Below are 14,190 nucleotides of genomic sequence, written 5' to 3'. Positions count from 1 at the left end.
CGATGAACCTAGATAATTGTCCTCGCTGCGGTAAGCTTTTTGCAAAAAACTTTAGAGACGTGTGTCCGGCATGCATGCGAGAAATTGATAAAGAATATGAGCTTTGTGCAAACTATTTGCGTGAATTTAGAGGCTCAATTATTACTGAGGTATCTGACGCTACGGGTGTTTCGATTAAGCAGATTACGAAGTTCATACGCGAGGGACGCATCTCCATTATGAATGCACCTAATATGTCATACCCTTGTGAATCTTGCGGAACTTTGATTCGTGATAATCATCTTTGCGACAATTGTCGCAATCGAATTGAGAAGGATAAGAAGCAGATGTTCCAAGACATATCGCGAAAAGAAGATTTAAAAAGTGCTTACAAGCAAACGGGTGTTTATAAAGGCTTAGAAAGATACAATGATAAATGATTTAAGTTAATATTTTGATGACTATAAAATTTCACTTGACTGAAGCCGATAATACTTGTAAAGGTAATCGGCTTTTTTAGTTCCTGTAAATAATGAGGTGGGTAAACAATGAAAATAAATGAGACGAATCGTATCGGAGCGCTTAATCCTTACCAGAAGCATTCGGAAGCCAGAGTAGGCGGAGCAGACAAGGCAAAGCAGAAGGACGAGGTTCAAATCTCTGCTGCAGCTAAGGAATTGCTATCGACAAGCAAAGCAAGCGGAGCGGACAGAACAGAACATATTGAGCAGCTGAAGCGTTCGGTAGCAACAGGCAACTATCATGTGGAAGCTGGCAAGATTGCCGAGAAGCTGCTTCCCTTCCTGAAGGAGTAATCCTCTAAATGAATGAGTACATCCAGCAAATCATCGTGATTTTGCAAGAGCTTTTAGACGAGCACCTGCAGCTTATTGAATACGGCAACGCGAAGACGTCGGCTATTACAGTGAACCAAGTAGAGACGCTCTCGTATATTTCCAGCAAAGAGAAGAAGAGTCTTCAGCGGATCATGGATCTGGAGCAGCAGCGTATCTTTTTGATAGGGAAATATATGCTTGATCAGAAGCTGACTGCCCATCGTTCGTTCAAAATGGAGAAGCTCATACAAGCTGTATACCAAGCGAATGAGAAGCAGCAGCTTCAGGCGATATGGAATGAGTTGTCGGCAGCACTTAAGAAACTTCAAGATATTAACGAATTCAATCAACAGCTCGTAAGGATGACTCTGGAGCATTTGCATTTTACGCAAGATTTGCTGCTTGGTCCGACTGAGGAAGAAGCGACCTATCATCGTGCTGTTCAAGGCATGGCCTTAAATCGTAATGGCCGCTTTAATATGAAAACGTAACAAGAGAGGACAATATACGATGGCATCCACTTTTCATGGCTTAGAAACGGCAAGGCGCAGCTTATTTACCACTCAGTCTGCTCTGAATACAACTGGACACAACATTTCAAATGCGAATACGGCAGGCTACTCACGCCAAGTGGTGAACATGACTGCATCAAGACCGATAGACGCGGTTGGTTTCTCCAAATCAACAGCAGCTGGTCAGCTGGGTACAGGCGTTGAGGCGTCTTCCATCACTCGGATTAGAGAGAAGTTTCTGGATAATCAGTATCGCAATGAATATAAATCACTGGGTAATTTCTCAGTTCAGCTCGACACGCTCTCTAAATTAGAGGGTATCGTTAATGAACCAAGCGACACGGGTCTTAGAACGGTGATCTCGAATTTTTGGAATTCGTGGTCAGACCTCAGCAAAAACCCTGAGAATGCGGATGGCCGCAAAGTCGTTATGGAACAAACGATGGCACTTGTGGATTCTTTTAATTACACAGCTAAGCAGCTCGGCGATTTAAAAGCAGATTTGACGGAAAATGTAGAGATTAACTTAAATACCGTTAATTCAATTACAACAAGCATTGCCCAGTTAAATGGAGAGATTAGACGGGTTGAAAGCTTAGGCGATAACGCAAATGATTTGCGGGATCAGCGTGACTTGATTACAGATCAGCTTTCGGGGCTAATCAATATTCGCGTAGAAGACCAAGAGAGCGGCTACCGCATTACGATGGGCGGTACGGAGCTGGTGCAAGGAACAGCCACTGCTTCTCTGGATTCAGCAGCAGTTACTACAGCGGTTGCTAATGGTGATTTAAATAGCGGTGCTATTTATGGAACGATATATGCAAGAGATCATTACGTCGAGGGGTACATCGGAGAACTTAATAATCTCGTTCAAACGATGGCGAATGGCGAGTTTGAGGTTACGCTGCCTAAAGGATCTGTTTTGCCAGAAGGAACAGTATTGAATAACGTAACCTATACAGGCACAAATCGTACACTGAACGAAGATACAAAAGTTACGGTAAAAGGTTTGAATGGATTGCATCAGCTTGGTTATTCGTTGGCTGGACAAGAAGCGGGTTTGCCTTTCTTTACAGATGCAAACGGCGGTACTGCTGGATTGAATGCCGGCAACATCACGCTTAATCCTGCAATTGTTGCAAATTCTAATTTGATTGCGACATCTATGCGGGTAGCTACGAATGCAGATGGTTCAGAGTCAGTTATAAGCGGTAACAACTCTTTGGCTGTCCTTTTCTCACAAATGAGGGATACTCGTTTCGACTTCGACGCGGGGACAGGTGAAAATAAAAACACGGTTGATGCTTATTTTCGTTCTGTTGTGGGCCAGTTAGGTGTACAAGCTGCGGAAGCAACTCGTATGCAAGCGAATCAACAAATTATCGTCGACCAAGTTGAATCCCGCAGACAATCGGTTAGCGGAGTTTCGCTAGATGAAGAAATGTCCAACATGATTAAGTTCCAGCATGCATACAATGCAGCTGCTCGAAATATGACGATGATTGATGAAATTTTAGATAAAGTTATTAATGGGATGGGCCGTGTAGGTCTGTAAAACATGGAGGTGTAAGGGATGTCATTTCGCGTAACACAATCGATGATGAATACACAGTTGCTTCGTAATATATCGAACAATATGGGGCGTATGAACAACCTACAAAACCAGCTTTCCACGGGTATGAAGATCAATAAGCCCTCCGACGATCCGGTTGGTATTACTTTTGCTCTTAGATACAGGAGTGAGATAGATTCTAACACTCAATACTCCGAAAATGTAAGCTCTGCATTATCTATGCTGGAATATACGGACACTTCTATAGGTCAAGCGGGAGATATTATGCAGCGTTTTAGGGAATTGTTAGTTAAGGGCGCAAACGGGACGCTCGAACAAACAAGCCTTGACGCGATTAAAGTCGAAATATCACAGATGTACAATCAAATGGTTGAAATTGGTAATAGTCAATTTAACGGTAAACAAGTATTTAATGGGGAATTGACGGGTGATAAGCCTTATCCGACGTTGGGTGCAGACGGAAAAGTGGATTTAGTAGCTGATCCACCTTTGTTAAAAGCATATCAAGTAAACTCAGATACTGGTTCCATTAAATATGAACTATCCGCGGGTATGAAATTGGGAATAAATATAACGGGTAATGAAGTTTTTGGTAACGCGATATCTCCAAATGCAACTCAAGCAGAGATTGAAAGCAGTGACAACGTGTTCTTATTGCTTCAACGTGCACATGATATGTTGGGTTCAAGTGATCAAAAAGGAATTTCCGCACTAATTAGTCAGGTAGAGACTCGTATGAATACGATGCTTTCGAAGAGAGCTGAAGTCGGAGCAAAGGTCAATCGAGTTGATATCATTCAAAATAGACTAGCGGATATCGAAATTAATCTAAAAACGGTTCAGGCAAAAACGGAAGATGCAGATATGGCAGAAGTGATTACAAATATGAAAACAGAGGAAAACGTGTACCAAGCTTCCCTATCAGTAGGAGCACAGCTTATACGTCCAAGTTTGGTTGATTTCTTGAGATAGGTGGAGCTTAACATGCAAATTCCTCAGATTCAGATACGTACGCAGGATGCAGCTCTTTTTATCGATGCTGATTTGGGAAAACAACGAATTGAGCAGCCAGCTCCTACAATAGAGATGGAACAAATTCGCCCGGAACAGCATTTTCAGACGACAAAAGGAAGGCTCGAAATTAATCAGGATCGCGTTTATGATGCTTTAGCGCTTGGAAACAATTTAGAGACGATGAGTAGAATATATTCAATGGCTTCCGATATCGCTTTAAAGGGCATTGCACGTATTGTGCAGAAGGGCGATCAGATGGCATCGATTCATTTGGGAGGGAATCCGATAGCAGAGATGGCCAGGGAGTGGCAAAGAACATTTCCTGAGTTTGATTTTGTCGGGGAAGCTTCCTATGATAATATTGATATTGAATATATACCTGGTGAACTGACTATTGATACGACTCCTGGAAGAGTGAATTATAACGTGCAAGTGAACAAGCCCATTATTGAATATGAGCGCGGCAAGTTAGATATATATATGAGTCAATATCCTAAAGTGGAGATTATTCCACCACAAATTGACCAACTTATTTAGAGATCGTTAATGTTAAAACTATGGATCAATTGCGTAAAACGCATAGGTCTATAGTTTTTATTTTTAATAAAATAGTTATCCTATTAGGGGGTTATAATGTGAGTACAGAACAAACTAGCTATAAGTTTGAGCAGGGCATTCCAGGCTTTGAGCACTTGACTCAATTCATATTCGAAGAGGTAGGAGATAATCTGCCGATGAAGCTAATGAAGGCTGGTGATGAACCATCCATATCTTTATTGGTTGCAGACCCGTTCTTATTTTATCCAGAGTATGAATGGCAGCTCCCCGATCATGTTAAAGAAGAACTGGGAATCACCAGTGAAGAAGAGGTCGAGATTTGGTCTGTACTGACCATAAACACAGACTTTGCGAATGCAACAATCAATTTACTTGCCCCGATTATTTTGAATCGTAGAACGCTGCTCGGGAAACAGCTCATTCTCCATGATAATACATACAGCTCGCGTGCTCCGCTCAATCAAACCTAGGGAGGTAGAAAAGCTATGCTTGTTTTATCACGTAAAAGCAATGAGTCCATTATGATTGGAACAAACGTTGAAATTATTGTTCTAGGCGTAGAAGGGGACAATGTGAAATTAGGGATAAGGGCGCCTAAGGAAGTAGATATTCATCGTAAAGAAATATATATGGCTATTCAAGCTGAAAATCGTGCAGCAGCTATTAATTCTTTATCCATAGAGGACGTTACAAAGTTTTTTAAAAAATAATCGTATATTTAATTATAAGCTATAAACAATTGAAGTAGGATTCCGATAAATATAGTAGCGCGATAATAGAGCGGCCGAACTATTATCGTAAGCTTCCGCAAGGATGCGGAAATACGAAAATTTCAAGGAGGAAATACTAATGATTATTAACCACAACATTACAGCTTTGAACACGCACCGTCAATTGGGTGCTAACCAAGCAGCAACAAGCAAAAACATCGAGAAATTGTCTTCTGGTTTGAAAATTAACCGTGCTGGCGACGATGCAGCAGGTCTTGCAATTTCCGAAAAAATGCGTGGTCAAATCCGCGGTCTAGATATGGGTTCAAAAAATGCTCAAGACAGCATTTCCTTGATCCAAACAGCTGAGGGCGCATTGAACGAAACTCATTCCATCTTGCAACGTATGCGTGAACTTTCTGTTCAATCTGCGAATGATACAAACACAGATTCTGACCGTAAAGAGCTTCAAGCTGAAGTTAAGCAATTGGTAACTGAGCTTGACCGTATCGGTAACACAACAGAGTTCAATACAAAGAAATTGCTTGACGGTTCTGCTAAAGGTGTAACTGAAGCAGTAGCTGGTTTTGGTAAAATCAACAATAACTCGGGTGTTAAAATTGATACGACAAATGCAGAAGCTTTTAACACTGCTGCTTCTACGGGTTCAAAGAAAGACGGCGCGTATATCGTTGTTAAAACAGGCGGAACTTCTACTACTAGCACGTTCTCAATTGTTGGACCGGACGGTAAAGCAGTTACAGCAGGTATCACAGTTACTTCAAATGCCATTACTTTCAGTTCAGGAACTGGTATTTTCACAGCAGATCAAACGCTGACTATTACTGACCCTTCTACTGATATGAAAGTCGGAGAGAGCTTGACGTTTGTCTTCGGCAAGGCTGAAGCTGCTACTAACGATCTTGCTGGTTCGATCATGACACAAATCGGTGCAAATGCGGGTCAAACAGCGTTCATCTCGGTTAGTGATATGCGTGCAACTGCTTTGGGAGTTAAAGATATTGATATCTCTTCTAAATTCGGTGCTGCTACAGCTATTGAAACGGTACAAAACGCGATGCAAAAAGTTTCTTCCCAACGTTCAAGCTTGGGTGCTATTCAAAACAGACTTGAGCACACGATTAACAACTTAGGCGCTGCATCAGAGAACTTGACTGCTGCTGAATCTCGTATCCGTGATACAGACATGGCTAAGGAAATGATGGCACAAACGAAAAATAGTATCCTTGCACAAGCTGCACAAGCGATGCTTGCTCAAGCTAACCAACAGCCACAAGGCGTACTTCAATTGTTGAGATAATCGATACAATTGAGTAGCAATACACGAAAAATCCAAAAAATCTCTCGAATTTTTCGGGGGATTTTTTGGCATAATAGACGTTATTCAGCAGCAATTTATTAATAAATTAGCAATATTGATTATGTGAGATAAGGGAGCATCCAGCATGGTTAAGACTCTATTGGATAAGAATATTGAATTGTTATCTGCAAATTCTAGTCATTGGATAGGCCAGCCAGAAGAAGAAGATATTCAACATACGATTATGAATGATCAACAAGATTATGAATTTGATGAATCGAATAAACCTAATCCTAACAAACGGGAACTCATTATATGTGTCGGTATTAATTCCATTGACGAGATTCAAACTGTCATTCGAACCATGAGCAAAGAGTCATACCTTATTATCGTTGAGCCTAACTTTTCATTTTTTCATCATGCTTTACATAATCAAGATTTAGGGATGTTTAATAATTCACGCGTAATGCTTTTTGCTGATGATTTGAATAAATTATCTTTTTTCTTAGATAATTTGTTTTCAACCATACTTGTCTATTATATGAAGAGTATTAAATTTTATTTCACATCTTATTACAGGAAAAATGGTGTAGATGTAAGTGTAGCATTAGTAAAAAAAGTTACCGAAACGGTTAAATATAAAGCACTTATATTAGGTAATTCGGTTGAAGATAGCTTGATTGGTTTTAATCAGACGATGACTAATATTGGTTGTCTGCTGAGATCGAAGGACGTTTCACATTTGAAAAGTGCTTTTGTGGATAAGCCAGCTATTATTGTAGCCGCAGGTCCATCCTTGAATAAAAACATAGCTCATTTAAAGAAGATAAAAAATGAGGCTATCATTATTGCAGTGGATACGATTGCCAGCAGGCTGTGTAATGAAGGCATTATACCTGATTTTATTTGTTCAATTGAGAGGCAAGAAGAAACGTATACTTATTTTTACCAAAATAAAGAGTATCCAATTGAGACTACCTTGGTAGGACCAATGGTTCTTTATCCAAGGATCTTCGAGGAATTTAAAGGTGATATTATTGTCCCTATGAGGGAGAATGTCGGTGAGTTTAATTGGATTCGTGATGTGTTCGATATCCATGGGGAAAATTATTTTAAAACAGGTGTATCATGCGCTCACGTTGCCTTTGGATTTGCTACACATATTGGTGCATCACCGATTGTATTAGTGGGCCAAGATTTAGCATTTGGAAATACGATGGAACAGTCTCACGCGGGTGGAACGATTTATGACGATGCAGAACTTACAAATTATACTTTCTCTGAAGTTGAAAAATTGAAAGTTGAAGGTTATTACGGGGATAGGGTAACATCAACTGAAATATGGATCAACTTTAGACTGTGGTTCGAAAAGCAAATATACGATAATAAGCTGTTCGTCATTAATGCGACCGAAGGGGGCTCGAAAATCGCGCATACGACTCAAATGAGTCTCGAGGATGTATTACAACAGTACTGTTCAAAACAAATGCAACCGGTTAAGGATGTAATCAAGGATAAGCAATCGTATTCATTGTCTAAAGAACAAATGAAAACAGTGATTGAAGGGCAAGTTGAGTTTTTCACGGATATTAGATTGAAATTTGAGAACCAGAAAACTGCTATCACAAAATTAAAGATTGCTAATTCTCCATCAGATAAAGAAATGCAAAAAATATTAAGTAAATTACAGAGAAGTGATGCATTATACAGTATTATCACGAGTAATTGGTTGTTAAGACATAATTTGCAGCCTGCTATGTTGACAACATTTTGGAAGCTTTATGATATTGAAAACATACTATCCTCAGAAAATTTCAGAAGAAACAAAGATATCCAAATTGAATTTCTTACAGTAAGTGTTGTTGTCATTGAAGCTATTATTTATATACTTGAAGAAAGTTTGAACAAATTCAAATAGTGTAACCGGGGTGAAGGCATTTGAATACATCTGGGAAAGTACTTGTAACAGGAGCAGACGGTTTTATAGGCTCACATGTAACAGAGAGATTGGTAGCGTTAGGATATGATGTAAAAGCATTTGTTTATTATAACTCATTTAACTCTTGGGGATGGCTGGATCATTCCTCGTATAAGTCAGATTTTGAAGTTTTCGCTGGGGATATTAGAGACCCCTATGGAGTTAAGGAAGCGATGAAAGATTGTGATAAAGTGCTGCATTTGGCTTCATTAATCGCGATTCCGTATTCCTATCATTCACCGGATACTTATATAGATACAAATATCAAAGGTACACTAAATGTGCTGCAGGCTGCACGTGAGCTTAATATAGCTAAAGTCGTTCATACCTCAACGAGCGAAGTTTATGGTACTGCCCAATATGTACCGATTGATGAAGATCACCCCTTGCAAGGACAGTCGCCCTACTCGGCTTCTAAAATCGGTGCTGACCAAATGGCATTAGCGTTCAACCGTTCCTTCGAGACTCCTGTAGCGATTATTCGCCCCTTTAATACGTATGGGCCACGTCAATCTGCACGCGCTGTGATACCGACTATTATTACACAGCTTGCTTCCGGCGCGAGGACAATCAAACTAGGAGCCCTGAGTCCAACGAGAGACTTTAACTATGTACAAGATACTGTAAATGGGTTTGTTTCCATTCTGAATAGTGATAAAGCGCTTGGCGAAGTCATTAATATCGGAAGCAACTACGAAATTTCAATTGGTGAAACAGCTTCTATAATTGCGGAAGTTATGGGAGTGGATATCGAAATTGAAACAGACGAAATTCGTCATCGTCCTGAGAAAAGTGAAGTGGAACGACTCTGGGCAAATAATCAAAAAGCGAAAGAACTACTCGGTTGGGAGCCTAATTATGGGGGAATCGATGGGTTTAAGCGTGGTTTGAAAGAGACCATTGAATGGTTCGCAAATCCAAAGAACTTATCACAATATAAGGCAGATGTATACAATATATGATCAATCAATGGAAAAGCATCGCCCAGAGTATAAAGGACATTCACGGAAATGCACCATTCACTCCATTACACGAACCAACCTTTAGTGGGAAAGAACTGGAGTACGTAACAGATTGTATTCAATCGGGATGGGTTTCATCTGTTGGCAAATATGTCGATGATTTCGAGATTAAATTAGCAGAATACACAGGTGTGGAACGAGCTGTTGCTGTTGTTAATGGAACAGCCGCTCTACATATCGCTCTCAAGATTGCTGGTTTACAAGCTAATGATGAGGTTTTCATTCCAGCGCTAACCTTTATTGCAACCGCCAATGCCGTTTCCTATTTACAGGCAGTTCCTCATTTTATTGATGTTTCGGAACGGACAATGGGAATCGATCCCGTGAAACTTGAACAATATATTCAAGAGATTGGTGAGATGAGGAATAGCCATCTCATTAATAAACAGACTGGGCGTATCATTCGTGCTGTCGTTCCTATGCATACATTCGGACATCCTGTAGATATGGATTTACTAATTAATGTTTGTGAGCGTTATAACCTTATTCTTGTCGAAGACGCGGCAGAATCACTAGGCTCTTATTACAAAGGAAAGCATACTGGAGGGTTCGGGCTTGTTGGAGCCCTTAGTTTTAACGGTAATAAGATTATGACTACCGGTGGCGGTGGTGCCATATTAACCAATGACGTGAAGCTTGCTGATTATGCAAAATTCCTTACGACAACAGCTAAAATGCCACATCGTTGGGAATACCGTCATGATGAAATCGGATATAATTACCGAATGCCAAATATCAATGCTGCTCTTGGTTGTGCGCAATTGGAGAAGATGGATACATTTGTTGCTTCGAAGAGACGATTAACAAAGCAATATGAGCAATTGTTCGAGCCTGTTGAAGGAGTACAATTATTTGTAGAACCGCCATCAGGGAAAAGTAACTACTGGCTGCAGACGCTGTTAGTGGATGAGAGTAAGCACTCTCGTGATTTCGTTCTTGATGAATTGAATAGCGAAGGCGTGATGGCAAGACCGATCTGGACTCCCTTAAACGAATTAGCTCCATACTCCAATTGTCCAAAGTCGGATCTCTCTATAACTAACCAATTAAATAAACGAGTCATTAACATTCCATCCACTCCATTAAAAGGAGGAAATAAGGATCAAACGTAAAATATGTGTCGTCACAGGTACAAGAGCGGAATATGGGTTGCATTACTGGCTAATGAAGGAAATTAACTCGGATCAAGATTTAGAGTTACAAGTCATTGCGACGGGGATGCACTTGTCCCCTGAATTTGGTCAAACGTATAAGCAAATTGAAGCTGATGGTTTTGAGATCAATGAGAAAATAGAAATATTGTTATCTTCGGATACGGCGACAGGTGTTTCTAAATCAATGGGCTTGGCTATAATCGGATTTGCAGATGCGCTAGTACGTTTAAATCCAGATTTGATTATCCTGTTAGGTGATCGATTCGAAATGCTTTCGGTTGCACAAGTAGCACTAATACAAGGCCTACCAATTGCTCATATCCATGGTGGTGAATTAACCTTTGGTGCTTATGATGATGCGATTCGTCACTCCATTACAAAAATGGCAACTTGGCATTTTGTAAGTACAGAGGAGCACCGAAAACGGGTTATTCAGCTTGGAGAGACACCTGATCGAGTATGGAAAGTTGGTGCCCCAGGAATTGAAAATATTAAAAAGCTTCCTCTTATGGACAAAAAAGAGCTATATGCAAATTTATCACTAGATAAAGACAAGTCTTTTTTTCTCATTACCTACCATCCGGAAACAAATGGTGAGAGCGATGGTATTCATGCTCTTCTTGCTGCATTAAAGACATATTCCGATGTGCATTTAGTATTCACTAAAGCAAATGCTGATAATGGCGGTAGATACATCAATGAAGAGATTGAACAATTTGTTCGAACACATATAAATGCAAGATTAGTTGATTCGCTTGGTCAGATTCGCTATTTAAGCGCAGCAATGTATGCGGATATCGTCATTGGCAACTCATCTAGCGGGTTAATTGAAGCTCCGTATTTAGGGACTCCTACTGTTAATTGCGGTGATCGACAAGCGGGACGCCAGAGGCCATCATCTGTGTTCGATGCTGCACTGAATGAAGCTTCTATTATAGATGCTATTGAGGCCGCTCTACGATTTCAAGAACCTTATGATCATATATTTGGCACAGGGAATGTATCTACAAAGATTATAAGTATTCTTAAAGAGTTACCTTCCTACTCAGTTCAGAAGGAGTTTTACGATATATGAGCCATCAAACGTATATTATTGCAGAAGCTGGTGTAAACCATAACGGTTCATTTGATTTAGCTTGCGCGCTTATCGATGTTGCAGTGAGTTCGGGAGCAGATGCGGTTAAATTTCAAACATTTAAGACCGAGAATTTGGTAACGAAACAAGCGAAGCAGGCTTCTTACCAAGTGGAAAACATCGGTGAGGAGACTTCACAATATGCAATGCTGAAAAAGTTGGAGTTGTCCTACGAGCAATTTAATCAGTTGAAGTTATACTGTGATGAAAAGAAGATAGAATTTCTATCTACCCCGTTTGATAAGGAAAGCGTTGATTTTTTGGTAGATAAGATAGGCATACATACAGTTAAAATTTCATCAGGAGAATTAACAAATTTTCCTTTTGTTCATTACATTGCTACGAAACAAAAACCGATTATATTATCGACAGGCATGGCCACAATGCAAGACATACACGACGCGCTATCATTCATTGCTTATGGATTGGCATATCCTTCAGGAATTGTGGACTTAACCGCTGTCAGAGCATTTTATAAAACGGATGAAGCGAAAAAGTGGTTGAAACAATATGTAACCGTCTTACATTGTACGACTGAATATCCAACGCCATTCTCAGCCATTAATTTGACTGCGATGGATCAGCTAAAAAGCGATTTACAAGTAGATATCGGTCTATCTGATCATTCAGAAGGCATCTATGTCCCAATTGCTGCAGTAGCTCGTGGCGCCAAGATAATTGAAAAGCACTTTACGCTAAGTCGTTCATTACCAGGACCAGATCACCGCGCATCCTTGGAACCTGAAGAATTAAAACAAATGGCAGCTGCCATTCGAGTTGTAGAAGAGTCATTGGGAGATGGCCATAAAAAGCCTACAGAAAATGAACTGAAAACCCAAACCGTCGCTCGAAAAAGCTTAGTTGCTTTAACATCGATCAAGGAAGGTGACACCTTTACGGAACAGAATATAATTGTTAAACGACCAGGAACTGGCATGTCACCTCTTCAATATTGGTCATTGTTAGGTACAACCGCTAAGAAAAATTATAATGAAGATGAATTGATCAATGAATAATTAGACCTCTTCTACATAGGTCTATCTAGTTGTTGGGGCTCAATTCTTGGTAGGTAACACTATTCAATTTTTCACTATAATTGCCGATAATACAATAGTAAACACATCTTCGAGTGTCATCATGACTGGTACATTGAATTGCGATGTCACTATTTATAATGTGGCGATTGGAAGACATGTATGAATTGTTTCTGGGTCACTCGGTTTAAAGTCGGTCAATGATTATGGCAAAGTGTAAGGTGTGCCTACTAAGGAAGTGTGAAGATGAAAAATTGGAAGCCGATTCTAATTCCCCCATCAATGGAGATTATTGAAACGATGAAAGTTATTGATAATTCTTCATTGCAGTTCGCAGTGGTTGTTGATGAGAGTAATAGATTACTTGGAACCGTAACCGATGGTGATATTCGGCGTGGCATATTAAAGGGAAGACCCCTTGATTCCCCCATCCAGCTCGTAATGAATGAGACGCCAGTGTACGAAAAGGCAGGGCAGAAGACATTCCATTACAAAGAGTTGATGAGAAAAAGACGATTAAAGCAATTGCCAATTGTCAATCATGAAAAGAAAATTCAATATATTCTGTTTTCGGATGATATTGATGGAGTATTACAGAAAGAGAATGTAGTTGTTCTAATGGCTGGAGGTCTTGGTAACCGTCTAAGGCCGCTTACAAATGACATTCCAAAACCGATGCTTAGAGTGGGTGACAAACCCATTTTAGAGTTAATTATTGAAAACTTTAAAAAGTTCGGCTTCACAAAGTTTATTCTGGCAGTCAATTATAAAAAAGAAGTGATTAAAGACTATTTTGAAGATGGCGCTCATTTAGGCGTAAGCATTCAATATATTGAAGAAAATAAACGGCTTGGAACAGCAGGTGCTCTCTCCTTGTTAACAGAAAAGCCCAATGCTCCTTTTTTTGTTATGAATGGTGATTTATTAACCAAAATAAACTTTGAGCAGCTGCTGGATTTCCATAATGAAACGAAGTCAGTTGCAACCATGTGTGTTCGGGAGTATGAATATCAAATTCCTTATGGTGTCATCAAAACGGAGAGTCATCGATTGTTATCCATTGTTGAGAAGCCCATACACAAAAGCTTTGTCAATGCTGGGATTTATGTGCTTGATCCAGCAGCGTTGAGCGAAGTTCCCCAAGAGCAATTTTATGATATGCCAGAGCTTTTCGAAAAAATAATGGATCAACAAAAAGAAATTGCTGCTTTTCCGTTGAGAGAATATTGGCTGGATATCGGAAGAATGGACGATTATGAAAAAGCCAATGTGGATATTAAGCTAAACTAAACTTAAATATTATTTTGCGGTAAGTACAGATGTAAAAATGAAGACCTATTAAATTTAATAGACATGATGAT

Annotated in this window: 15 protein-coding genes; all 15 read left to right on the top strand. The window is 39.8% G+C overall.

Annotation, left to right across the window (positions count from 1 at the left end; genetic code table 11):
• The first annotated feature begins 2 nt into the window (after positions 1-2).
• The 15 genes from AC0VYE_RS31890 (at position 3) to AC0VYE_RS31820 (ending at position 14,119) form a co-directional block, all read left to right on the top strand.
• Positions 3-419 (top strand): TIGR03826 family flagellar region protein, encoded by a 417-nt coding sequence (locus AC0VYE_RS31890; RefSeq protein ID WP_076266200.1) that lies wholly within the window; start codon positions 3-5, stop codon positions 417-419.
• A gap of 108 nt (positions 420-527) precedes the next feature.
• Entirely contained in the window at positions 528-794 is a 267-nt protein-coding gene (gene flgM, locus AC0VYE_RS31885; protein WP_076266199.1) for a flagellar biosynthesis anti-sigma factor FlgM, read from the top strand.
• An 8-nt stretch (positions 795-802) separates the two neighbouring features.
• Complete coding sequence (locus tag AC0VYE_RS31880; RefSeq protein ID WP_076266198.1) at positions 803-1,306, top strand: flagellar protein FlgN; 504 nt, start codon at positions 803-805, stop codon at positions 1,304-1,306.
• A 19-nt stretch (positions 1,307-1,325) separates the two neighbouring features.
• Positions 1,326-2,885, top strand: a complete 1,560-nt coding sequence (gene flgK / locus AC0VYE_RS31875; protein WP_475444795.1) for a flagellar hook-associated protein FlgK — start codon at positions 1,326-1,328, stop codon at positions 2,883-2,885.
• Positions 2,886-2,903: 18 nt separating this feature from the next.
• Positions 2,904-3,875: a flagellar hook-associated protein FlgL gene (gene flgL, locus AC0VYE_RS31870; protein ID WP_076266196.1), complete on the top strand. Its 972-nt coding sequence runs from the start codon at positions 2,904-2,906 to the stop codon at positions 3,873-3,875.
• A 12-nt stretch (positions 3,876-3,887) separates the two neighbouring features.
• On the top strand, positions 3,888-4,454 hold the full coding sequence (locus AC0VYE_RS31865; RefSeq protein ID WP_339205360.1) for a DUF6470 family protein: 567 nt from the start codon (positions 3,888-3,890) through the stop codon (positions 4,452-4,454).
• Between the two features lie 98 nt (positions 4,455-4,552).
• Positions 4,553-4,945, top strand: coding sequence for a flagellar assembly protein FliW (locus AC0VYE_RS31860; RefSeq protein WP_475444792.1), 393 nt, complete (start codon positions 4,553-4,555; stop codon positions 4,943-4,945).
• A 15-nt stretch (positions 4,946-4,960) separates the two neighbouring features.
• On the top strand, positions 4,961-5,185 hold the full coding sequence (gene csrA, locus AC0VYE_RS31855) for a carbon storage regulator CsrA (RefSeq protein ID WP_076266193.1): 225 nt from the start codon (positions 4,961-4,963) through the stop codon (positions 5,183-5,185).
• 139 nt (positions 5,186-5,324) lie between these two features.
• Positions 5,325-6,506 carry a flagellin N-terminal helical domain-containing protein gene (locus tag AC0VYE_RS31850; protein ID WP_475444789.1) on the top strand — a complete coding sequence of 394 codons (1,182 nt, stop codon included), beginning with the start codon at positions 5,325-5,327 and terminating at the stop codon, positions 6,504-6,506.
• Between the two features lie 145 nt (positions 6,507-6,651).
• Positions 6,652-8,424 (top strand): motility associated factor glycosyltransferase family protein, encoded by a 1,773-nt coding sequence (locus tag AC0VYE_RS31845; protein ID WP_475444787.1) that lies wholly within the window; start codon positions 6,652-6,654, stop codon positions 8,422-8,424.
• Between the two features lie 20 nt (positions 8,425-8,444).
• On the top strand, positions 8,445-9,446 hold the full coding sequence (locus AC0VYE_RS31840) for an NAD-dependent 4,6-dehydratase LegB (RefSeq protein ID WP_475444785.1): 1,002 nt from the start codon (positions 8,445-8,447) through the stop codon (positions 9,444-9,446).
• On the top strand, positions 9,443-10,618 hold the full coding sequence (locus AC0VYE_RS31835; RefSeq protein WP_076266189.1) for a LegC family aminotransferase: 1,176 nt from the start codon (positions 9,443-9,445) through the stop codon (positions 10,616-10,618). The genes AC0VYE_RS31840 and AC0VYE_RS31835 overlap by 4 nt, the downstream gene beginning before the upstream one ends.
• A gap of 52 nt (positions 10,619-10,670) precedes the next feature.
• Positions 10,671-11,735 (top strand): UDP-N-acetylglucosamine 2-epimerase, encoded by a 1,065-nt coding sequence (gene neuC / locus AC0VYE_RS31830; protein ID WP_256710790.1) that lies wholly within the window; start codon positions 10,671-10,673, stop codon positions 11,733-11,735.
• Positions 11,732-12,811: an N-acetylneuraminate synthase gene (gene neuB / locus AC0VYE_RS31825; protein WP_475444782.1), complete on the top strand. Its 1,080-nt coding sequence runs from the start codon at positions 11,732-11,734 to the stop codon at positions 12,809-12,811. Before neuC ends, neuB begins: the two co-directional genes overlap by 4 nt.
• Before the next feature lie 264 nt (positions 12,812-13,075).
• Positions 13,076-14,119 carry a nucleotidyltransferase family protein gene (locus tag AC0VYE_RS31820; RefSeq protein ID WP_475444780.1) on the top strand — a complete coding sequence of 348 codons (1,044 nt, stop codon included), beginning with the start codon at positions 13,076-13,078 and terminating at the stop codon, positions 14,117-14,119.
• The last annotated feature ends 71 nt before the right edge of the window (positions 14,120-14,190 follow it).

The sequence above is a fragment of the Pristimantibacillus sp. Z349TD_6 genome, assembly GCF_056173205.1.
The sequence above is the reverse complement of the archived record's forward strand: the minus strand, read 5'-3'. Positions and strand labels throughout refer to the sequence as shown.

Bases quoted from the DNA above. Each gene is read 5' to 3' on its own strand.
- AC0VYE_RS31890 (WP_076266200.1), top strand. From the start codon at position 3: ATGAACCTAGATAATTGTCCTCGCTGCGGTAAGCTTTTTGCAAAAAAC.
- flgM (WP_076266199.1), top strand. From the start codon at position 528: ATGAAAATAAATGAGACGAATCGTATCGGAGCGCTTAATCCTTACCAG.
- AC0VYE_RS31880 (WP_076266198.1), top strand. From the start codon at position 803: ATGAATGAGTACATCCAGCAAATCATCGTGATTTTGCAAGAGCTTTTA.
- flgK (WP_475444795.1), top strand. From the start codon at position 1,326: ATGGCATCCACTTTTCATGGCTTAGAAACGGCAAGGCGCAGCTTATTT.
- flgL (WP_076266196.1), top strand. From the start codon at position 2,904: ATGTCATTTCGCGTAACACAATCGATGATGAATACACAGTTGCTTCGT.
- AC0VYE_RS31865 (WP_339205360.1), top strand. From the start codon at position 3,888: ATGCAAATTCCTCAGATTCAGATACGTACGCAGGATGCAGCTCTTTTT.
- csrA (WP_076266193.1), top strand. From the start codon at position 4,961: ATGCTTGTTTTATCACGTAAAAGCAATGAGTCCATTATGATTGGAACA.
- AC0VYE_RS31850 (WP_475444789.1), top strand. From the start codon at position 5,325: ATGATTATTAACCACAACATTACAGCTTTGAACACGCACCGTCAATTG.
- AC0VYE_RS31845 (WP_475444787.1), top strand. From the start codon at position 6,652: ATGGTTAAGACTCTATTGGATAAGAATATTGAATTGTTATCTGCAAAT.
- AC0VYE_RS31835 (WP_076266189.1), top strand. From the start codon at position 9,443: ATGATCAATCAATGGAAAAGCATCGCCCAGAGTATAAAGGACATTCAC.
- neuC (WP_256710790.1), top strand. From the start codon at position 10,671: ATGAAGGAAATTAACTCGGATCAAGATTTAGAGTTACAAGTCATTGCG.
- neuB (WP_475444782.1), top strand. From the start codon at position 11,732: ATGAGCCATCAAACGTATATTATTGCAGAAGCTGGTGTAAACCATAAC.
- AC0VYE_RS31820 (WP_475444780.1), top strand. From the start codon at position 13,076: ATGAAAAATTGGAAGCCGATTCTAATTCCCCCATCAATGGAGATTATT.